At 39.4% G+C, this 22,851-nt stretch carries 25 protein-coding genes; 20 read left to right on the top strand and 5 right to left on the bottom strand.

Features of this window, described 5'->3' with window-relative positions; all coding sequences use genetic code 11:
- Window positions 1-3: 3 nt before the first annotated feature.
- Window positions 4-849 carry a biotin synthase gene (locus LS74_RS05285; protein ID WP_034584779.1) on the top strand — a complete coding sequence of 282 codons (846 nt, stop codon included), beginning with the start codon at window positions 4-6 and terminating at the stop codon, window positions 847-849.
- Between the two features lie 10 nt (window positions 850-859).
- Window positions 860-1,744, top strand: a complete 885-nt coding sequence (locus LS74_RS05280; RefSeq protein WP_034584782.1) for a YihY family inner membrane protein — start codon at window positions 860-862, stop codon at window positions 1,742-1,744.
- Between the two features lie 98 nt (window positions 1,745-1,842).
- Here the strand turns inward: LS74_RS05280 and LS74_RS05275 are convergent, their stop codons facing one another.
- Window positions 1,843-2,415, bottom strand: a complete 573-nt coding sequence (locus LS74_RS05275) for an adenylate kinase (RefSeq protein ID WP_034584785.1) — start codon at window positions 2,413-2,415, stop codon at window positions 1,843-1,845.
- A gap of 319 nt (window positions 2,416-2,734) precedes the next feature.
- Here LS74_RS05275 and LS74_RS05270 point away from each other — a divergent pair, with 319 nt between their 5' ends.
- From LS74_RS05270 to LS74_RS05255, 4 genes are all read left to right on the top strand, one after another.
- The gene (locus LS74_RS05270; protein ID WP_236096821.1) at window positions 2,735-4,039 is read left to right on the top strand and encodes a DUF3373 family protein; all 1,305 of its coding nucleotides are present in this window, start codon (window positions 2,735-2,737) and stop codon (window positions 4,037-4,039) included.
- Between the two features lie 14 nt (window positions 4,040-4,053).
- A complete protein-coding gene (locus LS74_RS05265; protein ID WP_034584788.1) occupies window positions 4,054-4,287 on the top strand; it encodes a hypothetical protein in 234 nt (77 codons plus the stop codon).
- Window positions 4,288-4,391: 104 nt separating this feature from the next.
- Window positions 4,392-5,165: a DUF3943 domain-containing protein gene (locus tag LS74_RS05260; RefSeq protein WP_236096820.1), complete on the top strand. Its 774-nt coding sequence runs from the start codon at window positions 4,392-4,394 to the stop codon at window positions 5,163-5,165.
- Window positions 5,165-5,686: a methylated-DNA--[protein]-cysteine S-methyltransferase gene (locus LS74_RS05255; protein ID WP_034584791.1), complete on the top strand. Its 522-nt coding sequence runs from the start codon at window positions 5,165-5,167 to the stop codon at window positions 5,684-5,686. The genes LS74_RS05260 and LS74_RS05255 overlap by 1 nt, the downstream gene beginning before the upstream one ends.
- On the opposite strand, the gene LS74_RS05250 is transcribed toward LS74_RS05255, so the two are convergent.
- The gene (locus LS74_RS05250) at window positions 5,676-6,263 is read right to left on the bottom strand and encodes a hypothetical protein (RefSeq protein WP_236096819.1); all 588 of its coding nucleotides are present in this window, start codon (window positions 6,261-6,263) and stop codon (window positions 5,676-5,678) included. The genes LS74_RS05255 and LS74_RS05250 overlap by 11 nt on opposite strands.
- Window positions 6,264-6,268: 5 nt before the next feature.
- A complete protein-coding gene (locus LS74_RS05245) occupies window positions 6,269-7,828 on the bottom strand; it encodes a DEAD/DEAH box helicase (protein ID WP_034584795.1) in 1,560 nt (519 codons plus the stop codon).
- 188 nt (window positions 7,829-8,016) lie between these two features.
- Between LS74_RS05245 and LS74_RS05240 the strand changes: the two genes are divergently transcribed.
- From LS74_RS05240 to LS74_RS05190, 11 genes are read left to right on the top strand one after another with little or no spacing between them, the layout of a single operon-like run.
- A complete protein-coding gene (locus LS74_RS05240) occupies window positions 8,017-8,724 on the top strand; it encodes a cytochrome c biogenesis CcdA family protein (protein ID WP_034584798.1) in 708 nt (235 codons plus the stop codon).
- A gap of 9 nt (window positions 8,725-8,733) precedes the next feature.
- The gene (locus LS74_RS05235) at window positions 8,734-9,969 is read left to right on the top strand and encodes a metal-dependent hydrolase (protein WP_034584801.1); all 1,236 of its coding nucleotides are present in this window, start codon (window positions 8,734-8,736) and stop codon (window positions 9,967-9,969) included.
- A gap of 9 nt (window positions 9,970-9,978) precedes the next feature.
- Window positions 9,979-10,800: a small-conductance mechanosensitive channel MscS gene (mscS, locus tag LS74_RS05230; protein ID WP_034584804.1), complete on the top strand. Its 822-nt coding sequence runs from the start codon at window positions 9,979-9,981 to the stop codon at window positions 10,798-10,800.
- Window positions 10,801-10,814: 14 nt separating this feature from the next.
- Window positions 10,815-12,071 (top strand): aminofutalosine deaminase family hydrolase, encoded by a 1,257-nt coding sequence (gene mqnF, locus LS74_RS05225; RefSeq protein ID WP_034584806.1) that lies wholly within the window; start codon window positions 10,815-10,817, stop codon window positions 12,069-12,071.
- On the top strand, window positions 12,068-12,574 hold the full coding sequence (locus tag LS74_RS05220) for a low molecular weight protein-tyrosine-phosphatase (RefSeq protein ID WP_034584808.1): 507 nt from the start codon (window positions 12,068-12,070) through the stop codon (window positions 12,572-12,574). Before mqnF ends, LS74_RS05220 begins: the two co-directional genes overlap by 4 nt.
- A gap of 10 nt (window positions 12,575-12,584) precedes the next feature.
- Window positions 12,585-12,968, top strand: coding sequence for an arsenate reductase family protein (locus tag LS74_RS05215; RefSeq protein ID WP_034584811.1), 384 nt, complete (start codon window positions 12,585-12,587; stop codon window positions 12,966-12,968).
- The gene (locus LS74_RS05210; protein ID WP_236096818.1) at window positions 12,965-14,368 is read left to right on the top strand and encodes an SH3 domain-containing C40 family peptidase; all 1,404 of its coding nucleotides are present in this window, start codon (window positions 12,965-12,967) and stop codon (window positions 14,366-14,368) included. Before LS74_RS05215 ends, LS74_RS05210 begins: the two co-directional genes overlap by 4 nt.
- 10 nt (window positions 14,369-14,378) lie before the next feature.
- Window positions 14,379-15,284, top strand: coding sequence for a metal ABC transporter solute-binding protein, Zn/Mn family (locus tag LS74_RS05205; protein WP_034584815.1), 906 nt, complete (start codon window positions 14,379-14,381; stop codon window positions 15,282-15,284).
- Window positions 15,284-16,306, top strand: a complete 1,023-nt coding sequence (locus tag LS74_RS05200; RefSeq protein WP_034584817.1) for a metal ABC transporter ATP-binding protein — start codon at window positions 15,284-15,286, stop codon at window positions 16,304-16,306. The genes LS74_RS05205 and LS74_RS05200 overlap by 1 nt, the downstream gene beginning before the upstream one ends.
- Entirely contained in the window at window positions 16,237-17,115 is an 879-nt protein-coding gene (locus LS74_RS05195) for a metal ABC transporter permease (RefSeq protein ID WP_236096817.1), read from the top strand. Before LS74_RS05200 ends, LS74_RS05195 begins: the two co-directional genes overlap by 70 nt.
- Window positions 17,112-17,309, top strand: a complete 198-nt coding sequence (locus LS74_RS05190) for a DUF5408 family protein (RefSeq protein ID WP_034584823.1) — start codon at window positions 17,112-17,114, stop codon at window positions 17,307-17,309. Before LS74_RS05195 ends, LS74_RS05190 begins: the two co-directional genes overlap by 4 nt.
- 2 nt (window positions 17,310-17,311) lie before the next feature.
- Here the strand turns inward: LS74_RS05190 and nadB are convergent, their stop codons facing one another.
- Together nadB and LS74_RS05180 are read right to left on the bottom strand one after the other, a co-directional pair.
- Window positions 17,312-18,757: an L-aspartate oxidase gene (gene nadB, locus LS74_RS05185; RefSeq protein WP_138128880.1), complete on the bottom strand. Its 1,446-nt coding sequence runs from the start codon at window positions 18,755-18,757 to the stop codon at window positions 17,312-17,314.
- A complete protein-coding gene (locus LS74_RS05180; RefSeq protein WP_034584825.1) occupies window positions 18,758-19,006 on the bottom strand; it encodes a hypothetical protein in 249 nt (82 codons plus the stop codon).
- Between LS74_RS05180 and LS74_RS05175 the strand changes: the two genes are divergently transcribed.
- From LS74_RS05175 to LS74_RS05165, 3 genes are read left to right on the top strand one after another with little or no spacing between them, the layout of a single operon-like run.
- Window positions 18,998-19,456, top strand: a complete 459-nt coding sequence (locus tag LS74_RS05175; RefSeq protein ID WP_233705417.1) for a hypothetical protein — start codon at window positions 18,998-19,000, stop codon at window positions 19,454-19,456. The genes LS74_RS05180 and LS74_RS05175 overlap by 9 nt on opposite strands.
- Before the next feature lie 43 nt (window positions 19,457-19,499).
- Window positions 19,500-21,365 carry an excinuclease ABC subunit UvrC gene (gene uvrC, locus LS74_RS05170; protein WP_201274710.1) on the top strand — a complete coding sequence of 622 codons (1,866 nt, stop codon included), beginning with the start codon at window positions 19,500-19,502 and terminating at the stop codon, window positions 21,363-21,365.
- Entirely contained in the window at window positions 21,362-22,843 is a 1,482-nt protein-coding gene (locus LS74_RS05165; protein WP_034584832.1) for a hypothetical protein, read from the top strand. Before uvrC ends, LS74_RS05165 begins: the two co-directional genes overlap by 4 nt.
- Window positions 22,844-22,851: the final 8 nt, after the last annotated feature.

Here is a 22,851-nt window from a genome sequence, read left to right as displayed (position 1 = left end):
ATTATGACAGATAATGAGATTTTCCTTTGCTCTATTTGCAATGTCGCCTCCGGAGACTGCCCAGAAGACTGCAAATACTGCACACAAAGTGCGCATTATGGCACACAGATTCAGCGTTATAAAAATAAAAGTATTGATAAAATTTTACAAGAAGCAAAGGCATTGCGGGAGTTTGGGGCTTTGGGCTTTTGCTTGGTTACTGCTGGTCGCAGTCTAGATTCTCAAAAATGTGAATACATTGCTAAAGTCGCACACGCCATCAAACAAGCTGATTTGGGGCTACATATCATCGCGTGTTGTGGCAGTGCGGATTTGGGATCGCTCAAATATCTTAAATCACAAGGTGTAGATAGCTACAATCACAACCTTGAAACCTCCAAAGATTTTTTTCCGCATATCTGCACCACGCACACTTGGCTGGAGCGATTTGAAACTTGTGAAAACACACTCAAAGCCGAGTTAGGCTTATGCTCTGGTGGAATCTTTGGCTTAGGGGAGAGCTGGAGCGATAGGATTGAGCTTTTAAAGTCTTTGCAAATTCTATCTCCACATAGCTCACCGATTAATTTTTATATCCCCAATGACGCTTTGCCCCTGCCCCCGCAGACATTGAGCCAAGATGAAGCCCTAGAGTGCGTTACTCTTGCTAGAGAGTATCTCCCAAATACGCGTCTTATGATAGCTGGTGGGCGTGAAGTCATCTTTGGTGATAATCAAAAGCCCCTGTATGAAGCGGGAATTAACGCCATTGTGCTAGGGGACTATCTCACCACAGATGGCAAAGCCCCACAAGAAGATATTGCCCTTTTAGAATCTTATGGCTACATTCCAGCCACACACTGCCACTAAAGGAGAATAAATGGATATACAAAAAGATAGGCTTATCCGCACATTTCTAGGTAAGACTCAAGAGATTTTTACCCTTGTCTGGGATAAACTCAAAAGCATTTGGAACTTCGTAGCCGATAAGGAGCTAAGCTTTTATGCAGCGTCTTTAAGCTTTTATACCATTTTTGCCATTATCCCATTATTATTGATTTTCTTTTCTATCTTTGTGAATCTCCCAAACTTCCAATCTCAAATTGAGCAAATCCGCACCATTATCCTTTCAAATATCCTGCCAACGCACACTGAAGTGATTTCTAGCTACCTTGATACTTTTATGCAAAACAGCTCTGCTCTAGGTATGATGGGGCTTGGCTATACACTTATTGCGTCAATTATGTTTTTTCGTAACTATGAATACATCGCTGCAAAGATGTTTAACTCCACGCCTAGAAAGTTTTTTGACTCACTTGTTATGTATTGGACGATGATTACACTTTTTCCCGTGGTTTTAGCCTTTTCAATCTACTTTAGTGGCGAGGTGCAAAAGACGCTCAAAGGCACTGCGGATTTAAGCATTTTGTTTGATTTAATCCCTTATCTGCTGACTTGGATTATGTTTTTCTTGCTTTTTAAGCTTTCAGCCAACAAGCCTTTGAAGATTCTAGCACTTCTTATATCCAGTGTGCTTACCACGGCGGTATGGCTTATCACAAAATGGGGTTTTGTGTATTATGTCTTTTATAATGAGACTTACAAAAGCGTGTATGGACCCATCTCTATTTTTCTTTTTATGATGCTGTGGATTTATATCTCGTGGTTTGTATTGCTCTATGGAATGCGGTTTTGCGAGGGCTTTGGGACAAACTTTGGCAAAACACTTGAAGAAAAATACGGCTTCACATCAACAGAAGTGTGAAAAACAAATCTAAATCTGCTAGATTCTATTCTCTTACAGAATCTAGCACCGCAATCTTTAGAATCTACCTTTAAGATTCTAAAGGATTGATATTTTACTTAAATCTTACTTTTAATAAAGGCTTCCATTTCACTCACAATCGCTTCAATGCTCCGCTCACCATTAATCCTATATAGCACATTGCTTTGTGTGTAAAATGCTTCAATCTCTTTCAGCGGAGAGAGATACACCTGCATACGATTATTAAATACTTCTGCATTATCATCAGCCCCCCTAGCTCGTCCTAAAACTCTATCTCGTGCCACAGATTCACTCACTTCAACTTCTATCACGCTTATAAGCTTAACTTCACTTTGAGCCTTAAGTTTTTCATCAAGGGCTTCCATTTGCTCCACACTTCGCGGATACCCATCAATGATAATCACATCTTTTGGGGCGTTTGCCATAGCCTTTACAATCGTGCTTACCACAATATCAAGCGGCACAAGATTCCCTTTACTGATAAAGCCATCTATGATTTTCCCTTGCTCACTGCCACTTGCGACCTCTTCTCTTAGCAAATCACCCGTGGAATAATGCACGATAGAATCCGCATTATTCTTTGCGATAAGTTGTGCGTCTGTGGTTTTCCCACTGCCCGGTGCTCCAATGATTAAAAACAACTTTTTCATAAACTCTCCTTTACATTGTTTTATGATTTTCAACAAAGCCAAAATTATAACTTGTGAAATCTTAAGAGTATATATTTTTAGCCCAAGCTTTCATTGGAGATAAAACACAAAACAAATATGAAAAATATTTGATTATGTTTGTAATATATAGACATAAAATTTACATTTTATTAACTTTATTTTTACTTTTTAGCAATTTTTCAGCAAAAAGATAAGAAAATCCCGCCTTTAATTTTCACAAATAAGGAGTTTTTATGTTGAAACATAAACTTATCGCTACACTTGGGGGGGGGGGCTGCTTCTGCTATCTTCTTCTGCTTTGGCTGCGACATTAGATTCTCTTCAAAAAGACATTGATGAACTCAATGATCGCGTTGATGCAAATGAGCTTGCCGCCACACTTAATAAAGTGAAATTCGGACTTGAATTTACCACAGCGTTAAACAACATTCAATCAAAAAATCACACAACAGGCACAACGGAAAATTACAAAAACCGCTGGGCTATGGGACTTTACCTTAATATGAATGCCGATGTGAATAAATATACAAAATTCACAGGGCGTCTTTCTATGACAAAAGCATTTGGTGATATTGATTTGGGTTATCCTGCAGTTGGGACGATCGGTTCGCTAGATGCAGGACGCGGTATAGCCGGAGGAAGTGCTATCTATGTGGAAAGAGCGTATGTAGATATCTATATGGGGAAATACGCCGCCCTTACTATCGGTCGTTTGCCCGGCACTGATGGTCCCGGATCAAATCTCCGCAATAGCTCGGCTCGTATGAGCACATACCCTGCCCTTGCGGTAAATGCACTTGGCGATGGTGCTGTGCTAACACTCAAACCTTATACAAACGCAGCCCTAAGAGCTGGATACTCTAAAATCTATCAGTCATTAAATCCAAATACTTCTTCTGCTGGTGGAAATATCTGGGGTAATAAAGGTGCAAGTGATGCAAATCTTTTCTTTGGTGCGTTTGAGACACCTTTTGCGCCAAAAAGCTTTGGGCAAAATCTCTTAATGCTCACTTATATTAATCTCCAAAACTACGCTACACCTTATATGAGCACAGGGCAAACAGCACTTCCCGCTCAAAATATCGGTGATATGCAATATGTGAATCTCCATATTGAAAATGACAAAATGCTTGGCACAGGGCTTAACTGGTTTGTATCAGCAAGCTATTATATAGGTAGCGATGGAAAAGTATCAAATGCCGCTGCGGCAACATTAGCACAACAAAGTGGAGGACAGCTCACCCCACAAGCTGCCGCTGCGTTGCCTTATGCTAAATTTGCTAACGAAAATGCGTGGGCGGTTCACGCTGGATTGCGTTATGATATTGGATCGACTTTCAAAATCGGCTATGAATACTTCAAAGGCAGTCAATATTGGTATGCCTTCTCTCGTGTAAGCATTAATGATCCATTCAACTTCCGCAATACACGCGGTGATATGCACGATGTCTATGCGATTTGGCAGCTTGATTTGAATCAGTTTTTCCGCCTAAGCTACACAAGACAACATCTTGATTATGACACAGCCATTATGCCTTTACCTACGGCAAAAGCAAATACTACAAATCAAAACATCGCTCTTGCGTATCTTTTGAGATTCTAAGAAAGGAGTAAGAAATGAAAAAATATATTGCAATCGCCCTTATCGCTGGGCTTCCTAGCTTTATGTTAGCAGATTGTGCTTCACTTATGAAGCAATACAACGCTCCTGATCCATCATCTAAGACAATGGCTCAAATCAATCGTTGGCTAAAAAAAGTGGATAATGCCACTGATGCCAAAACGCTTGAAAGCTGTATGATAGCTCAGGCTGCAGACAATCCAAACAAAGCACAAGTTGCTGGTAAATAACACTTCTATTTGCCCCTGTGTGCTATCATACCGGGGCAGTTTCTCTTTTATTCCGCTTATTTATAAATACTAGAAATTGTGAATCTAAAACCTATGGTGCAACAATGTTAAGACAATTTATAATGCGATTTTGCTTTTTCTTTGCCTATCCCATATTCCTTTGTGCAGAACATTTTGATTACAGCTCATTACAACCCTTAGAGCAAGATTCTAAGAATCTAACGAACTATGAGAATCCTTACATCTATGAGCCTACAAGTAGGCTAGGCTATCTTAGCGTTGGCTCTGGACTTGTGCTAGGCGGAACACTTGTAGGAGCTGGTGTGCTGTATCTTATGCCCGAGAGTGTAACAAACTGGGATAAAAAAGAGATTTATAATCTTGGCGATAATTGGGCTAGGAAAACTTCACGCGGTCCTGTGATAGATGGTGATGATTGGTTTTTAAATTGGATTACTCACCCATATTGGGGTGCGGTGTATTATATGCAGCCGCGTGTAGCAGGATATAGCTGGGCTGAATCTGCCCTGTATAGCACTCTTGCTTCTGCACTCTTTTGGGAATATGGTGTGGAAGCCTTTGCCGAAACGCCCTCTTGGCAAGATCTTGTCATCACCCCTGCGGTTGGCTCAATTCTAGGAGAGCTGTTTTATCAAGCAAGTATGAAGATTCACAAAAATCACAATACTTTGCTTGGTTCAAGATTCCTTGGCAAAACTGCATTACTTCTTATGGATCCTGTGGGTTTTATTTTGCAGGATTTGGGCTTTGCAAATGCCTTTGGTGTGAAAAATAAAAATGATATGCAAAGCTTTATCACGCCCACAAGTGGCAAAAGTGGCTCTGGAGCTAGGCTTGTTGTGGTGAAATATTTCTAATGCCAAATCCCCAACATATCCAACATCTCCATCATATCTATGGTGGCATTTACACATTGTTATGGGATAATACGCCCATAACTCTAGGAATCTACACAAACGCCACACATATCACACACATCACTTGGGACAAAAAACTTTTAAATAAATCCCACAAAACGCCCTTAAGCGATGAATGTGCCTTGCAGATTCAAGCCTATTTTGATAAAAAACTTCTCTATTTTGATTTGCCCCTTTTGCCACAGGGAAGTGCGTTTCAAATGCGTGTATGGGAAGCTTTAAGGCAGATTCCCTATGGGGAGAAACGAAGCTATAAAGACATTGCTAGAGCTATTCATAATCCTAATGCTTCACGGGCTGTTGGCAACGCAAACAATGCAAATCCATTAATGATACTTATCCCTTGTCATCGTGTAGTGCGTGAAAATGGGGACATTGGCGGATATGCCTTAGATATATTCAAAAATGCAAGGGGCATAAAAGCTAAACTTTTAGAGCTTGAATCTAGCCCTAAATACTAAAATCATAAAAACTCACACTTAGCATAATGCCTTGCGTATCAAAAGATTCACCTTTAATCTTTTTGCTTTTTTCGTTAAAGCCACGCGTATAGCCCACACTTAGCCCATAACCTTGTGCAATATCTATAAAAAGCTCTGCCCTTGCTAATCCACCATAAATGTTATATTGCTCTTTTGGAATATGTGGCATAGCAAGATTACTCATCTCAAATCCCCCACCAAGCAACACAATCACTCGCCCATTAAACAAACGATAGCCAATCTGTCCGCCCACAGAGCCACTATACAAGCCATTTTTGTTTTCAGCCCCAGCACTCCCCTCAAGCCACGCGTTTAAAAGCACCTGTTTAGAATCCCCAAGCAAAAATCCACGCTTTAGCCCAAAAAGCACCGCTCCGCGTGTATTATCATAATCCTGCTTACTTTTGACATTATACGCCACACCGCCAATACTTACACTGCCAAAAGTAGAGTTATTCTCATAAATGGGTGCGGGTGAAAAATCCAAAGCCAAAAGATTCTGCCCCACACCAAACACAAAAAGTGAAAGCAAGAATCTTTTAAGTATGCCTCCCACAGCCACTACCCCCAAATGCTTCCTGTGTATGGCTGACTTTTATCCACATCATCATAACGCTTTCTGCCTCTTTTGTTTCCGCCCATATCTCTACCATTACCCCTACTATTGTTTCTTTGAGATTGTGGCTTAGACTTTGCATTGCGTGAAAATTTGCTAGATTTTTTATTGTGTTTTTGCTCTTTAGATTCGGATTCAGATTCAAGCTGGGCGATTTGCTCTTTACTTAGCCCAATCTTATTTTGCTTACTTTTTTCCAAATGCAGGGCAATGAGTTTAAGGCAAAGCTGCGTTGTATCAATCTTATCTTTAAGCTTTTCATAAATCGCCACAGATTTGTCATTAACCTTAGCTTGGGAAATCTCTTGTGAAAACGCATCATCGCTGTATTCCTGCGTAATCTCACACAATGTGAGCTTTGCTTTTGTAATCTGCTTAATCTTGCTTAAATCCTTGTATTCAAGCGGTGTAGCAAGGGTGATAGCCACACCCTTTTTCCCTGCCCTGCCTGTGCGTCCTATGCGATGCACATAGCTTTCAGGATTTAGCGGTATGTGGTAGTTAAACACGTGACTCACATCGCTAATATCAAGCCCACGCGAAGCGACATCAGTTGCCACAAGCAGTTCAATCTCATTTTCCTTAAACGCCTTAATAGCTGTGCGTCTATCCCACTGCTCCATATCGCCGTGCAGTGCCATAGCCTTGAATCCCTTTGCAACAAGCCTTGTAGCCAACGCATCGGCTTCTTTTTTTGTGCGTGTGAAAATAATGCTTTTTGTGGGATTTTGCGTCTCAAGTAGCCGCACAATCGCTTCATCTCGCTCCCCTTCATTAATGATATAGTATTGTTGCTCTATATCTTTATTTGTAATATCTGTGGGAGTGATTTTTACAAACTTTGGCTTATCTAGAATCTTCAAGGCTAGATTCTTGATAGGCTCTGGCATTGTGGCGGAAAAGAGCAAGGTTTGGTGCGTATTTGGCAAAAACTTAAAAATCTCTTCAATATCGTCTAAAAAGCCCATATCAAGCATTTCATCAGATTCATCAAGCACCACTACCTTTGGAGCAAAATTCTCTATCCTGCCATTTTGCAAGTGATCAAGCAATCTGCCCGGTGTGGCTATCATCACCTTTGGCTTTTTCTCTAGCAAATCGCACTGCCGCTTGATACTCTGCCCTCCATACATACAAATGGTTTTAATACGCCCAAATCGCCCAAGCTTTAGCACCTCTTCGCTAATCTGCATAGCAAGTTCCCTTGTGGGTGTAATCACAAGAGCTTCAATCTCCTTATTGCGGCTAAGGGCGTTTAAAATAGGAATACTAAAGGCAGCCGTTTTGCCCGTGCCTGTTTGAGCTTGAGCGATTAAGTCTTTGCCTTGTAAAACAATAGGGATACTTTGAGCTTGAACGGGGCTAGGAGAGCTAAATCCCGCTTCTTTAATGCCCTTTAATACAAAATCTTTTAAGCCAAAGTTTTCAAAGCTCTGCTCGTTTTGGGCTGGAGATTCTTGTGTGGGTGTTTGTGAATCTAAAGAAGTTTGTGAATCTTGTGTCATTAGTTGCCTTTATGTAATGAATTTGATATTGTTATTTTCATAAATTTGAAGCAATTTAAAAAACGCGATTATAGCAAAAATTGTGCTTTTTGGGATAAATTTACAAAAATATTATAAGCCTTAGCTATAATGCCAACGCTTTTATAAAACTCTAAATATTTTTTAGCACAATCAAATAAAGGATAGAAGTGAATCTAGAAAGCACCCTTATCACACTCTATGATTCTATGCCTTTTGGGGCAAGTTTTTTAGCTGGGATTCTTACCTTTCTAAGCCCTTGTTTGCTGCCGCTTATCCCCCCTTATATCTCTTATATCTCTGGCATAAGCATTGAAGAGCTACATCAAAAAACAACACACAAATCCCGCATAATCCTAACTTCACTTTTATTCATATTCGGCTTTTCAGCAACCTTTATAACCCTTGCTCTCTTTGCTGAATCTGCCCTTAGCTCAATCCTTAGCTCATCTCTTATGCGTTATATTGCTGGAGGGGTGATTATCCTTTTTGGGATTCATTTTTTGTTTCAATTTAAATTTGCCTTTTTATACAAAACCTTTCATTTTAGCCCAAATCACACTGCCTTTGGCTTTTTATCCCCCTTTGTGCTGGGCGTTGGCTTTAGTATCGGCTGGAGTCCTTGTGTGGGTCCCATTCTTGCTTCAATCCTAACTCTTTCTGTTTTTAATCAAAATAGTGCATTTTGGCTTATGTTATGCTATTGCTTGGGGCTTGGCTTGGCTTTTTTGCTCGTAGCGATTTTTATTAATACTGCCCTTAAAATGCTTAAAAAGCTCACACCCTTTCTTAAAGTCATTGAAGTGATTTCGGGGATTTTGCTTATTCTTATAGGTGTCTTGATTATGGCTCAAAAGAGTGATTTTTTACTGACTTAAAGGAGTTTTATGCTGTTTAAAAATGCGATACTTTGTGATTATCAGGGAGTAAAAGAGGCGGATTTACGCACACAAAATGGGCTAATTTCACATATCGGCTCTTTAAGTCCTATGGAGAATGAAAAGGTGCTTGATATGCAGGGTAAGATTCTATTTCCTGCGATGATTGATTTAAATATCGCCCCAAAAGCCCTATCTCTTTCAAGCAAAGCCCTTATTTCACTAGCGCAAAAAGCTCTAAAAGGCGGTGTTGGCACGATTTTGTTAAATCCTTACACAAATCCCCCTTGCAGCGAGAATGGCTCTATTGAACTCATAAAAAGCCTAAATAGCAAATCCCCTATCCACCTGCTCCCCGCGATTAATCCACTCACGCCCAATGATAAACTTAGCGATATTAGCTCACTTCATCAAAGTGGGGGCAAAGCTATTTTTGCAAAGAGCGATTATAACGCACATACTTTTATGCGTATCGCACAATACGCCCAAATGCTTCACATTCCGCTTGTATGCTTCCCTCAAGATTCAAGCTTGGCTTATGGGGTGATGAATGAAGGGTTTTTAAGTGCGGAGTTAGGACTCCCTTCAATCCCCACATATAGCCAAACCAAAGAGATTCCAAAAATCGCTGAAATGCTAAAAGATATGCCTTTAAAACTTATTTTTCACTCCCTTGTTTATCCGCGTAGTTTTGAATTATTAGAATCTTACAAAAACAAGGGCTATGCTTGTGAGTTTTTTACCCAAAGTTCAATTCATCATCTCCTGCTTGATGAAAGCCTATGTCAAAACTACAACACCGCTGCCAAGCTTAACCCTCCGCTTGTAGATTCTATCTCACAAAAAGCATTGCTAGAAAAGCTTAAAAATGGCGAGATTGACCTGCTTAGTTCTTTGCAGTCAGCAGATTATAACTCTAAAAAAGATCAAGTTTTTGAGCTTGCAAGTTTTGGTATAGACGCCCTTGAATCTTACCTATCACTTCTTTATACATTTTTGCATAAAAGCCACAAGATTCCATTAGAGATAATCTCAAAACTCACAAGCTTCACGCCCTCACAAATTCTAGGACTAAACAAAGGAGCATTGCAGGAAGGGAGAATTGCCGAGCTTGTGCTGTTTAATCCACATCAAACATACATTTGTAGCGATACATTTTCCCCTTACTATCAGCAGGAGCTTTGCGGTGTTGTAGAAGCGTTTTTAAGCAATGAGATTCTACACGATCCCAACAATAAACTTTAAAGGATAACAATGCAGGATTTTAAAAGCTTTCTTACAACTTTTATTCCACAGCTAGAACATTTAGGCATAGCTCTTTTCAAAGCCTGTATTATCTTAATTGTTGGCTATTATTTCTCGCGTTTTTTAAGCTCTAAAATCCGCAAGATTGTCGCTAAAAAAGATGAGATTCTATCCCGCTTCATCTCTCAAGTTGTCTTTATTCTCTGCCTTGTGGTAATGATTGTCGCTGCACTTGGCACGATTGGTGTGCAAACAAATTCCATCATCGCTGTGCTTGGGACTGCGGGTGTGGCTATCGCCCTTGGGCTTAAAGATTCTCTTTCATCTGTGGCAAGTGGCATTGTGCTTATTATCTTGCGTCCGTTTAAAAGGGGGGATTTGATTGAAGTTGGCGGTTTAGTGGGGAGTGTGGAAGCGATAAATCTTTTTACTACAAATCTCCGCTTAAATGATGGTAAGGTTGCTATTATCCCAAATAGCAATATGACAACAGCAAATATCATAAATACCACTTTCAACGACCAAAGACGCATTGAGCTTATTATCGGTGTAGGCTATGAAAGCGATATAGAATCTGTGAAAAAAATTATCATTGAAGTGCTAGAAAACACGCCTGAAGTTGATCCAAATCAACAGCATTTCATAGGCTTAACCGAGCTTGGAGCAAGCTCACTTAACTTCACACTTCGCTTTTGGGTGAAAATAGAATATGGTGTGTTAAACGCTCAAAGCAAAGTGCTAGAATCTATAAAAATCGCCCTTGATAAAAACGGCATTGAGATTCCATACAACAAGCTTGATGTGAATATCACAAATGCAAAAATGTCATAATTAAAGGTAGTATAATGATTGAAATTTTTGGTGCGGGACTAGTTTTTATATGTAATGAAAAGTTTGAGATTTTGCATAATGGTGGCATTGCCTTTGAATCTAGCAAGGATAGCATTTTAGGCGTTGGGGATTATGAAAGTCTATGTGCGGAATTTAAAAACGCAAAAAAGACTTTTATCCCTAATGGAATCTTGCTTCCTGCACTTATTAACGCCCATATACATTTTGAGTTTGGCGGGGTTTTGGCGGAGTTTTGCTATGGGGATTTTGGGGCGTGGCTTGATAGCCTTATGGCAAATCGCGATAATGTGCTAGAAAATGACGCGTTTGAATCCATTATCAATCAAGGGATAAATGAGCAGTTAAAAGCTGGTGTAGGCTCTGTGGGGGCGATAAGCAGCTATGGCAATGATATGGAGATTCTAGCCCATAGTCCTTTGCGTTGCGTGTATTTTAACGAAGCCATAGGGAGCAACGCAGAAGCGATAGATTTTCTTTATGCTAATGTTTTAGAGCGATTAAACAATGCTAAGAATCTAAAATCGCCTACTTTTACCCCCGCTCTCGCCCTGCACTCGCCCTACTCGCTCCACCCCATTATGGCTAAAAAGCTGACGGAACTCTGCGTAAATGAAAATCTCCCACTCTCTGCTCACTTTTTAGAATCTCCACAAGAGAAGCAGTGGCTTACCCAGCAAGATGGCTATTTTAAGGGCTTTTTTAAACGCCTAGCTAACATTGAAAACGCAAAGCCCTTTTACACACCACAAAGCTTTTTAGAAATGCTTTTGCCCTTACAAAATGCCCTTTCACTCACACATTGTTTGCAAATCACGCAAAAAGAGCTAGAGTTATGTGAGAATGCCACGCTTATCACTTGCCCGCGGAGCAATCGGCTTTTAAACAATGCCTTTTTGCCCCTTGAAATTTTACAAAATCACCCAACCGCCATCGGCACTGATGGTAAAAGCTCAAATAACAATGTTAATTTACTTGATGAGCTACGCACAGCCTTATATGCCTACCCACAAGCTGATATTGTGGAGTTATCTAAGATTTTGTTGCTTGGTGCTACACTCTATGGGGCAAGGGCTTTAGGGCTAAATAATGGAATCTTGGCTGAAAATAAAAGTGTGGATTTTGCGATTTTTGATTTTGAAAAGCCACTTTTTTGCGAAAATCAAACCCATTTAAATCAAGCTCCGCTGCATTTTATTCTTAATGCAAACTCCCCCACTCATCTCTATATCAACGCAAAGGCAGTAATATGAAAGAAGTCTCTAGTATTTTATTTGTATGCTTAGGCAATATCTGTCGCTCCCCACTGGCTGAAGGCATAGCTCGGGAGTTTGTGAAGAAATATAATCTACCCTTAAAGGTGGATTCAGCGGGGACAAGCGGTTGGCATATTGATGAATGCCCTCACGCTGAATCTAGGCAAGTAGCAAAAAGGCATAATTTTAGTATTGATGATTTGCGTGGAAGGCGTGTAAGTGTGTATGCCGATGATGCTTTTGATCTTATCATCGCCCTAGATTCAAGTAATTACAAGGATTTATTGCAACTTGGCTTTGATAAGGGCAAAGTAAAAAAGCTAGGCGATTTTGGGCTAAATGGTGCAGATGTCCCTGACCCCTATGGCTACAAGGATATGGAGGGCTTTGAAAAGGTGTATCAAATGATTGCATTTTGCGTTAGAAATCTGCTTTGTATGCACTATCCTGTGATAGAATCCGATTCAAATTTTTTAGATATTCAACAACCAAACTTTTAAAGGCAAAACAATGACAATCACACTCTATGGTATCAAAACTTGCGGCAGTGTCAAAAAGGCAATAACCTTGCTAGATAAGCATAGTATTCCATTTCATTTTATTGATTTAAAAACCACTACGCCAAATAAAGAGCAGCTCAAGTCGTGGATAGAATCTAAAGGCATTAAAGTCGTTCTTAACAGCAAAGGCACGACTTATAAAAATCTCAAAAAAGAAGGTAAAATCACAGAATCTATCCTAGATTCACATATACAAGAGCAAATTGATATGCTTTTTGCCACGCCTATGCTTTTAAAACGCCCCATTATCACAAGTGATAAACATCTCATCATCGGCTACAATGAAAGCGAGATTTTAGAGCTTATCCACGCCTTTCAACAAAGGGCATTATGATGAGTTTTTGCCGCATTACTTATCTCACACTTGCCTTTTTGCTTATTTTAGGATTTACTGCCTGTGCGGATAAAGTTATCCCTAGCCATCAAGTCAAAGATTTACAGACTTTGCCTCAAGATGCACTCTTTTATCTCCCAGCAGACTTAGAATCTAAACGCAATGACAAGGCCCTAGGGACACTTAAAAAAGACTATTTGCAAAAACACTTTTCTCCGTGGCATCAAAAGCCAAATCCTAAAAAAAATGAAGTGTTTTGGATTGTGCCTTCACTGCAGAATCTTGCCACAAATGAGAGCAAACCCAAAAGCAAGAATAAAAGCTATGGTGAAGATCTCCAAGAGATAAGCCCACAAATCGCACAAAATCTTATAGATTCTATGAATCTTAGCTCCTATCCAAACCAAAATCAAAAAGCCATTATCACCACAACGACTGCTGTGCGTGCCGTGCCGACAAATAAGCCTTTATTTAACAAAACAAATGGCTATCCATTTGATAGGTGGCAAAACTCCCTTATCTTTGCCAATACACCTGTGCTGATTACACATACAAGTAAAGATAAGCAATGGGTGCATATACAATCAAGCTTTGTGTATGGCTGGGTAGAATCTACTCATCTTGCCACGCTTACATCTAAGCAGATTAGCGAGATAGAGAGCTATACGCAATACATCAGCCCAAAACTTGATAAGATTCCACTCTACAACTCACATCATCACTTTATTTCACAAGCACGAGTTGGGCAGATTTTCCCCATATATGGCACACAGCTAAAGCAATCTGTGGGTATAGCAGTCTATGTGCGTTTGCCAAATGGAGAAGCTAAAAGAGAGCAGGTATATTTGCCTAATGAAATGATAAAGCCTTTCCCACAAATTGCAGATTCTAAAGCCATTGCTGAAATCATCAATACAATGATAGGGGATAAATATGGCTGGGGCGGATTCTTAGAAAGTCGTGATTGCTCGGCTTTTGTGCGTGATATTTTTACAAATTTTGGCATTCATCTTCCGCGTAATTCAAAAGCCCAAGTGTATTATGGAAATAATCAAGTTGATTTAAGCAACCTTTCACGCAAAGAAAAAGAAAGCTATATTATTGCTAATGCTACGCCTTATCAAACAATCCTTTGGCTACAAGGGCATATTATGCTCTACATCGGCGAGTATCAAGGCAGGGCGATTGTAGCTCATAGTGCGTGGAGTGCGACTACGGGCAAACGCTATGAGAATATGCTAGGCGGTGTTGTTATCACAAGCTTGTATGTGGGGGAAGAGCATAATTCATTATTTGCAAAATCCCCACTTCTGCTTGATAAGGTTAAAGCAATGTCTAATATCTCTCAACTTGCTGAAAAAATCACCGCCCCACAAGAATTGAGCGAGAATCTAAAATGAAAGAATCTCAATGAAAAAAATAGCTTATATTTTACTTTTACTCTATCTTTGTGGCTATGCCGAGCCTATTAAGGTGCTTGTGAGTGTCCTGCCACAAAAGCAAATGCTAGAATCTATCGGTAAAGAATATGTAGAAGTAGAAGTGCTTGTCCCGCCTAGCAAATCCCCTGAAATCTATGAACCAAATATACAACAAATGAAGCATATTCAAAATGCTGAAGTGTTTTTTGGCGTGGGAATGCCCCTAGAATCCACTTGGCTTAAGAAATTCCGCAGCATTAATCCAAAGCTCAGATATTATAATCTCGCAGAATCTCACGCTCACGCCTTAGATTCTCACTCGCAAGATTCTAAACACTCTAACACCCACGCTCACAATCCGCATATCTGGCTTTCTCTTAAAGAATCCCAAGCACAAGTAGCATTCATTGCCAAGATTCTAAGCACCTTGCAACCAACGCATAAAGACTTTTTTACCACACAATCAACACAACTTACAAAAGAGCTTGAGCAGATTTATATTCAAGCTCAAAATCTTTTTACCAAATACGCAACAAAAAGCTTTCTTGTGTATCACCCAGCCTTTGGGGATTTTGCTAGGGATTTTGACTTAGAAGAATTAAGCATAGAAAAAGATGGCAAAGAAGCTAAGGGCAGGGATTTAAGTCAGCTTATCACACAAATCAAACAAAGACAGATCAAAGCCCTTTTTATCCAACCACAATATTCAAAATCACGCGTTCAAAGCCTTGCGAATGAATTAAAGCTTGAAATTCTAACTCTCAATCCACTCAAATCCCAATGGCTTAACTCCTTTGCTCTCTATGCGTGTCAAATCGCCCTATCCCTTGATGAGAATGATCCCAAACTACAAGAATGCCTAGAAAAGCACTTTAGCAAAGAGAGAAGCAAATAATGCTAGAGATGAAAAATGTAAGCTTTGCTTATGGGGCGGAAAATGTGCTAGAAAAGATTAACTTCAAGCTAGAATCTGGCGATTTTTGGGCGGTGATAGGACCAAATGGCGGGGGAAAAACGACATTTGTAAAGCTTTTGCTTGGGTTACTTAAGCCAAGCAAGGGCAAAATTAGCTATCATTCAAACATACAGCCTTGCCATATCGGCAATGTCCCACAAATGACTTATCACAATATACAATTCCCCATTTGCGTGAGAGACACCATTGCTCTTGGGCTGCTTCAACCTAGAATCTTTGGGTTCAATCCCAAAAAGAGCCAAGATTCTATTTTTCAAGCAATGGAACTTTTAGAAATCACTCATCTTGCTAAAAAGCCCTTATATGCCCTATCAGGTGGAGAGAGGCAAAAAGTGCTTATCGCAAGGGCAATTGTGAATAATCCTCAGATTCTTATCCTTGATGAGCCAACGGCAAATATTGACTCTAAAGCACAAAAAAGCATTTATGAACTGCTTAAAAAGCTTAATCGCACGATGAGTATTGTTGTGATAAGCCACGATCTTTCACTCACACTTGGCTATGCTAAAAAGGTGCTTTATGTCAATAAGAATGCTGTTATACACGAGATTCCAGATTTTAAGCTTGATGTGAGTGGGCATATTTGTGAAGTAGATTTGCTTACTCATTTTGCTATGCAACCTAACAATTCGTCTTTTGAGCGAGAGCATTCAGTATTGAGCGATAAATCGCGGATTACTTCAGCAGAAGCTGCGGCACTTACGCCGAGTAAGCTTCTTGCTTCCGCTTCGCAAAACCACGATTTACTAAAGAAACCTGCTGCGGCTTCGCCTTGCACCGCTTCGCTGGTTTTCTCATCTCAATCCTTAGAATGCCGAGATTCTAGCTATTCATCTTTGGGTAATCATAGTGATGATTCACAAGCGGACTTATGCAGTTCATCACTACAAGCCAAATCGCCAAAAGAAATAACGCAGAATCTCAAGGATTTAAAATTATGATTGAACTCTTTTCATATCAATTCGTATGGGTAGCATTATTTGTATCATTTCTTGTTAGCATTTGTAGTGGGGTTATCGGCTCTATGATTGTAGCAAATAAAAATGTCTTTGTCGCTGGGGGCGTAGCTCATAGTGCTTTTGGCGGTGTTGGACTAGCTCTTTTTTGTGGCTTTAGCACGATGCTTGGAGCGTTGTGTTTTGGTGTGGCTATGGCGATATTTTTAGCCTATGCGTTTTTATACCAAAGAGAAAGGCTAGATGCCTATGTGGGCGCAAGCTGGGCATTTGGAATGGCAATAGGCGTTATTCTTATTGACTTAAGCCCGGGATATAATAGCGATATTTCAAGCTATCTTTTTGGCTCAATTCTCGCTGTTGGCACAGATGAAATGATAGCAATGGCGGCGTTTGATATTTTCCTTATCATTTTTGTTAGGCTGTATTATTATGAGATTCTAGGTTTATTTTATGATAGTGAGTTTTGTCAAACAAAGGGCTTAAATGTGAATGTGTGGATAAGCGTTGTCTTTGTGCTTATCGCCATTGGTGTGGTGCTGTCTATGAGTGTAGCTGGACTTATTCTTGTTTTGGCGATTTTATCAATCCCTGCATATATTGCCAATCTCTTTTCCCACTCGCTTGGCTCTATGATGTTTATCTCGTGGCTTATTTCACTTATTTTTATGTGGGCTGGGTTTTTTATCGCCTATTATTTTAATATCAGTATTGGGGCGTGTATTGTCGTGCTGTTGGCACTTGGAATGTTTAGTGCTATGCTTATTTATAAAATGACAAGGAGATTCTTATGAGAGAAGAAGATTCAAACAAAATCGCTAAAAGGGCAGTTAAAATTGCGTTGTTTTGTGTGTTTGCTACTTTGCTTTTAAGCCTTATTAATATTTACATCTTAATTAACCAAGTCAGTGCCACAGCGGCTATGAGCAAAGAAATCAAAGCCTTGCAAGAAAAAGTTGGTATTGAACGCAAAGAGCTAATACAATAGATTTAATCAAGTCTGTAATGTGCGCCTTTGCTTTCCTTGCGTGCTTTGGCAGATTCTATAATTTTTTTAGCGACAAGCAGTCGCAGTCGTAGCATACGCCCGATATTAGATTCTAGCATTACCTCAACGCCGCCTAGAGCTGAATCTAGCCCACTTTGTGAGCGGATAATCCCAACCTTATCCCACATAATCTCCCGTAGCACATTCTTAAGCCGGACATCGCCCTCTTTTTGCAGGACTTCTTCACATAGCGGAAAATGCCGAATGGGATTTTGGATAGAATGCCCTGCGATATATTCCGCAACTCTTTTGCCAAAAACAAGCCCTTCTAAAAGTGAATTAGACGCAAGGCGGTTTGCTCCGTGCAGTCCATTACACGCACATTCCCCCACCGCATAGAGATTGCTCATACCTTTGACTAGCCCTTGCGAATCTACCAAGATTCCGCCCATAGAGTAGTGAAACGCCGGAGATATGGGAATCTTTTGCTTAGGCAAAGAAAGTTTATTTGTGCTTAAATCGCGGTAAATATTTGGAAAACGCGTTTTAAAATCTACTTCACTAAAAGCACTCACATCTAAAAAGGCTGATTTTTTTTGCGTGGAGCAATAATCCATTATCCCCCTTGCGACAATATCTCGCGGAGCAAGCTCACCTCGCTCATCATAGGCAAATAAGAATCTCTTATTATCTTCATCTACGACTACACCGCCTTCACCTCTCACCGCTTCGGATATGAGATATTTTCTCGCTTGTGGGTTGCTGACATAGGCTGTGGGGTGAAATTGCAACATTTCCATATCTTGCAGGGCTAAATTATGCTCTAAAATAATGCCGTGCAAATCACTGCTAATGGTATAAGCATTGGTATGATATTTAAAAAGCCCCCCAACGCCCCCACTTGCGATAACCACCTGATGTGCGTAAAGATTTTGCAAACCAAACTTACTTTGCACACATACCCCATAGCACCTATCCTCTTCAATGAGTAAATCCACCACTTCAGCATTTTTCCACAATGTCGCTTGAAGTTTGCCTATAAGGTGCGTGTGGAGATTTCTCCCTGTGGCATCCCCTCCTGAATGCACGATTCTAGAGCAGGAATGCCCCCCTTCTTTAACATAAAGTAACTGCCCCTTATCATCTCTATCAAGTATAAAGCCACTTTGGATAAGCTCCTGTAAAATCACATTGCTATGTTGGCTTAGAATCTCCACGCACTCCCTATTATTCACCCCACCACCGGCTGAAAGCGTATCTTGTATATGTAGGGCTTCATCTTGCTTATCTTTTGGAATAGTAATGCCACCTTGTGCGTAAAAGGTATTACACTCCCAAGGTTGAGCTTTACACAGAATCAGCACCTTTAAATGCTGGGGTAAATGCCTAGCACAATATAGCCCAGCCACACCAGCACCGATGATAATCACATCATATTGTTGGCTCATTTATTCCTCATCTTCTTCATAACTTGCTGAAGGCTTAGAGCCTATCTCTTGAAATAGCACTTTCTTTTTAGATTCAGATTCAAACTCTTGTGGGATAGAATCTTGCTCTATTTTAGAATCTGCTTTAGAATCTTTATAAAAAGGATCTGCCTTGTATCCACAGCCCACAAACCCACAAGCAAAAATAAATATCAAATATGCTACAATCAGCCTATGAAAGCTGAAATAAGAACTAAAACGATGTATCATTTACTCTCCCATATAAAACGAGAATTTCCACTTTTGCACCAAAAGCTTGAAGCCCAAAGCGAAATTACGCGTTTTAAAAATGCCTTTCTTACTCCGCTGGAGCGGGAGCAGATTCTATTCATTGTGCCTAAAAACAATCAGTTGCTTTTTGCTTTTAAGCATAAGGCGTTGTGCGTAGAATTTAATCATTATAAGCATAAATTTATAATAGAGAGTTTAAAGCAATATAAAGAGCGTTTCCCCAGCCTTGCTTCTATCCAAAAAATACACGCCTATGTGCCTTCTCATATCCTTAGCCCAAAACCCCCACAAAAAAGCGTGCAAATCTACCGAGAACACGCAAAAGGCGAGTTTATAAACCACGCCAAAAATCCACAGATTTATGAGAAGTTTGAAGCACTTCGGGCTGGAGTAAAACGCCAATGGGAAGCACAAAATGCCCAAGCATAAAAACATTCAGGCACAAAATATTCACAAAATATCCAAAACATCAATATATAGTTTGCTTTTCACCCTGCAAAATCTCCCCACACAGCCCGGAATCTACCAATATTTTGATAAAGATGATAATCTACTCTATGTCGGCAAAGCCAAAAATCTAAAAAATCGCATAAAAAGCTACTTTTCTATTCATAATGACATTATCACGCCAAAGGCTAACCTTAGTCAAAGAATAGCCCTTATGGTATCCCAAGTGGCTAAGATTCACACTTTGCTTACACAAAGTCAAGAAGATGCCCTTATCCTTGAAAATTCCCTTATCAAAAGCCTAAAGCCAAAGTATAATATTCTTTTGCGTGATGATAAAACTTATCCTTATATTTATATTGACACTTCTACTGCTTTTCCACGATTTGAAATCACTCGCAAGGTGCTACAAAGCAAGCATATTGAGTATTTTGGTCCTTTTGTAAGTGGAGCTAGGGAGCTACTTGATAGCCTCTATGATGCCCTGCCCCTTGTGCAGAAAAAGTCCTGCCTTAAAGGCAAAAAGGCGTGTATATTTCATCAGATTCATAAATGCCCTGCCCCTTGTGAAAATAAAATCTCTCAAAGTCAATACGCAGAGTATATTACACAAGCAAAAGCATTTATAGATGATAGAAAAGGGCTTATAGAGATTTTAGAATCTAAAATGCAGATACTCTCACACAATCTACAATTTGAAGAGGCAGCAAAGATACGAGATAGAATCCAAAAGCTAAAAACACTCAAAACCCAATCTATTATTGACATTATGAGTGGAGATTATGATATATTCTTGCTTGATTCACAAAAGCAAGATGTGGGGCAAAATCATATCCTTATGATGCTTTTTATCCGCAATGGACGCATTGTCTCAAGTGATTTTTCATTTATCCACCAAGAGATTCACAGCCAAAACCTAGCTTCACTCTACACCCAAGCCCTGCTTAATCACTATAAAACCCCTCTTCCCCTGCCACCAAAGGAGATTCTTATCCCATATTTTGACTTCCAAGATCAAGATGAAAAAGATGATTTGCAAAAGATTTTACAAGCCCAAACACAAAGTCATCTCAAAATCACCCAGCCACAAAAAGGCACAAAATATAATCTTTTACAACTTGCTAAAAAGAACGCTCAAGAAATCCTAACTTTGCATACCAAAGAGCAAAATAATGCCCAAAATGAAAACGCCACTCTATACGCTCTAAAAGATTTATGCAATCTCTCTCAAGTGCCTTATAGGATAGAGGTCTTTGATACATCTCATCATAGCGGAAGCCACAATGTAGGCGGAATGGTAGTGTATGAAAATGGCGAATTTATCCGCAATGCTTACAGACGCTTTGAGCTTCATAGCAGTGATGAATACTCCCAAATGAGCGAAATGCTAACACGCAGGGCAAAAAGATTTGAATCTAATCCGCCACCAGATTTATGGCTACTTGATGGCGGCAAAGCTCAAATCAACCTAGCACTTGACATTCTAAAAAGTGTGGGGGCAAATGTGGATATTATCGCCATTGCCAAGATGAAATATGGGGAGAAGCACAATGCTAAAACTTATCGCTCTAAAGGCAATGCCCTTGATATTTTACGCACACAAAATGCGGAGTTTAAACTTAGCACAAACGATAAAAGACTACAATTCTGCCAAAAGCTCCGCGATGAAGTGCATAGATATGCTATCACTTATCATCGCAACAAAAAGCAAAAAGACATACACAAGATTCAGATTCAAAAGGGAAATAATATGAATAGCTCTTATAGCAAGGCTCAAATTAAACGACTTTTAGATTATTTTGGCTCATTTCACGCCATTCAAAACGCTCCAAAAGAGCAGATAGAAAATGCTCTTTCACGCTCATTTAAAAGTAATAAAGATTCAAAATGACAGCTTCTTTATATAATCAAACCCTAGACATCTTGCACCAAAGTTTTAAAACTTTAGACATTAAACTTGCTAAAGACAATGCCCAAAAAAGCCTAGAATCCCTTTGGCAAAAGCAAAGCGGCGAAAATCCACAGCTTACAGAAAATGAAATAAGAATGGCGATTTTGCATTTTTATCATCAATGTGGCTTGGGGGCGTTTGTGCATTATGATAAAAACACACTCCATATCATCACGCATATCAAAAACAAAAAACATAATATCTATGTAGATTCTATCTGTGAATTTTTAAAAACTCACAAAGCCCTTTATACACAGGAGAAAATCAAGCAAGGCGAACTGACAAAGCAGGATTTTAAAGAGTTGTTTGACTTTATAGAATCTAGCTTTGACCTGCAAAGAAACACACAAAGAGAGCTAATCAAAATCGCTCTAAGAAATGTCTTTGGCATACAGGCTAGGGACGCTCTTTTTTTTAAAGATGGAGAGATTAAGCTTTTTGCCTTTGATTATGAAAAGGTAAAAATCAATAATGAAATCCGTAAGATTAATAGCAACGCCCACATTAATGTCTTAAGCAATGAAGATAAAAAGATTTTAGATAACGCCTTACTTTCAAGCGATATGCACACTATCATCGTGCAAAATACCTTGATGATTTTACAAAATGATATACATCTCTCACGCATAGATAATCTTGAGTTTAATAAACGCTTTAGCTTTTTTGCGATTCAAAAATTACGACTTTATATAGAAAATCTTGCTATAAACCATATAGATTCACTAGCAAAAAGCATTTATTGTATGAATCTAGCACATAAATATGCTAATGTGATGTTTGAAGTCGTGGCAAAAGAGCTTTTAGAGCTTTGTAGCAAAAATAACGCTAATGCTATTAAATTTATTGAGTTTTATAATGGCGGCTCACTTGAGCTTAAAGGGCAGATTCTAAAAAAGCCACTTATCATTGATAGTAATGGGAATCCTTGGACTATAAATCTCATACAACAAGCCCTAAGAAGCAAGCTAAACATAGAGTTTGACATACAAAAAATGCAGCAACAAAGTGATAATATTGATAAACAGATTGAGAATATCACCCGCACAAGCAACCAACACGAATTAAGTTTAAAAGAATCTCACACCAAAGCTGAATATTGCAAAAATGACTTAGAATCTAAAAATCAAGCCCTGCGTTTGCTTGTTAATCAAAAAGCACCAAAAGAGCAGATTGATACGCTAAGTGAAGAAATAAATGCCCTTATTCTTAAAAAATCACAGATTCTAAACACCACTGAAGAGCTGCAAAAAGAGCTTGTGGGCTTAAATAATGAGCATATCAAGCTTTTAGAATCTAAAGAAGAACTCAAACAACGCATTAATTACACTTTTAAGAAAAATAGAGAAATATTTTTGCAATATGACTTACTTTGCCACGCTTTAGGCGATGCAATCGCAAATGGTAAAGAACTGATATAAGGATTCGC

Origin of the sequence: Helicobacter magdeburgensis, from assembly GCF_000765825.2 — a bacterium.
Classification (GTDB): Bacteria; Campylobacterota; Campylobacteria; order Campylobacterales; family Helicobacteraceae; genus Helicobacter_C; species Helicobacter_C magdeburgensis.
Note: the sequence above shows the minus strand (reverse complement) of the source record. Positions and strands in the feature narration are given on the sequence as shown.

What these genes read in the sequence shown, in the direction of transcription:
- LS74_RS05280 (WP_034584782.1), top strand. Translation starts at nt 860, where the DNA reads ATGGATATACAAAAAGATAGGCTTATCCGCACATTTCTAGGTAAGACT.
- LS74_RS05235 (WP_034584801.1), top strand. Translation starts at nt 8,734, where the DNA reads ATGCTGTTTAAAAATGCGATACTTTGTGATTATCAGGGAGTAAAAGAG.
- LS74_RS05210 (WP_236096818.1), top strand. Translation starts at nt 12,965, where the DNA reads ATGATGAGTTTTTGCCGCATTACTTATCTCACACTTGCCTTTTTGCTT.
- LS74_RS05260 (WP_236096820.1), top strand. Translation starts at nt 4,392, where the DNA reads ATGTTAAGACAATTTATAATGCGATTTTGCTTTTTCTTTGCCTATCCC.
- LS74_RS05205 (WP_034584815.1), top strand. Translation starts at nt 14,379, where the DNA reads ATGAAAAAAATAGCTTATATTTTACTTTTACTCTATCTTTGTGGCTAT.
- LS74_RS05195 (WP_236096817.1), top strand. Translation starts at nt 16,237, where the DNA reads ATGCAGTTCATCACTACAAGCCAAATCGCCAAAAGAAATAACGCAGAA.
- mscS (WP_034584804.1), top strand. Translation starts at nt 9,979, where the DNA reads ATGCAGGATTTTAAAAGCTTTCTTACAACTTTTATTCCACAGCTAGAA.
- LS74_RS05175 (WP_233705417.1), top strand. Translation starts at nt 18,998, where the DNA reads ATGTATCATTTACTCTCCCATATAAAACGAGAATTTCCACTTTTGCAC.
- LS74_RS05265 (WP_034584788.1), top strand. Translation starts at nt 4,054, where the DNA reads ATGAAAAAATATATTGCAATCGCCCTTATCGCTGGGCTTCCTAGCTTT.
- LS74_RS05220 (WP_034584808.1), top strand. Translation starts at nt 12,068, where the DNA reads ATGAAAGAAGTCTCTAGTATTTTATTTGTATGCTTAGGCAATATCTGT.
- LS74_RS05275 (WP_034584785.1), bottom strand. Translation starts at nt 2,415, where the DNA reads ATGAAAAAGTTGTTTTTAATCATTGGAGCACCGGGCAGTGGGAAAACC.
- nadB (WP_138128880.1), bottom strand. Translation starts at nt 18,757, where the DNA reads ATGAGCCAACAATATGATGTGATTATCATCGGTGCTGGTGTGGCTGGG.
- LS74_RS05180 (WP_034584825.1), bottom strand. Translation starts at nt 19,006, where the DNA reads ATGATACATCGTTTTAGTTCTTATTTCAGCTTTCATAGGCTGATTGTA.
- LS74_RS05165 (WP_034584832.1), top strand. Translation starts at nt 21,362, where the DNA reads ATGACAGCTTCTTTATATAATCAAACCCTAGACATCTTGCACCAAAGT.
- LS74_RS05190 (WP_034584823.1), top strand. Translation starts at nt 17,112, where the DNA reads ATGAGAGAAGAAGATTCAAACAAAATCGCTAAAAGGGCAGTTAAAATT.
- LS74_RS05245 (WP_034584795.1), bottom strand. Translation starts at nt 7,828, where the DNA reads ATGACACAAGATTCACAAACTTCTTTAGATTCACAAACACCCACACAA.
- LS74_RS05215 (WP_034584811.1), top strand. Translation starts at nt 12,585, where the DNA reads ATGACAATCACACTCTATGGTATCAAAACTTGCGGCAGTGTCAAAAAG.
- LS74_RS05200 (WP_034584817.1), top strand. Translation starts at nt 15,284, where the DNA reads ATGCTAGAGATGAAAAATGTAAGCTTTGCTTATGGGGCGGAAAATGTG.
- mqnF (WP_034584806.1), top strand. Translation starts at nt 10,815, where the DNA reads ATGATTGAAATTTTTGGTGCGGGACTAGTTTTTATATGTAATGAAAAG.
- LS74_RS05285 (WP_034584779.1), top strand. Translation starts at nt 4, where the DNA reads ATGACAGATAATGAGATTTTCCTTTGCTCTATTTGCAATGTCGCCTCC.
- LS74_RS05255 (WP_034584791.1), top strand. Translation starts at nt 5,165, where the DNA reads ATGCCAAATCCCCAACATATCCAACATCTCCATCATATCTATGGTGGC.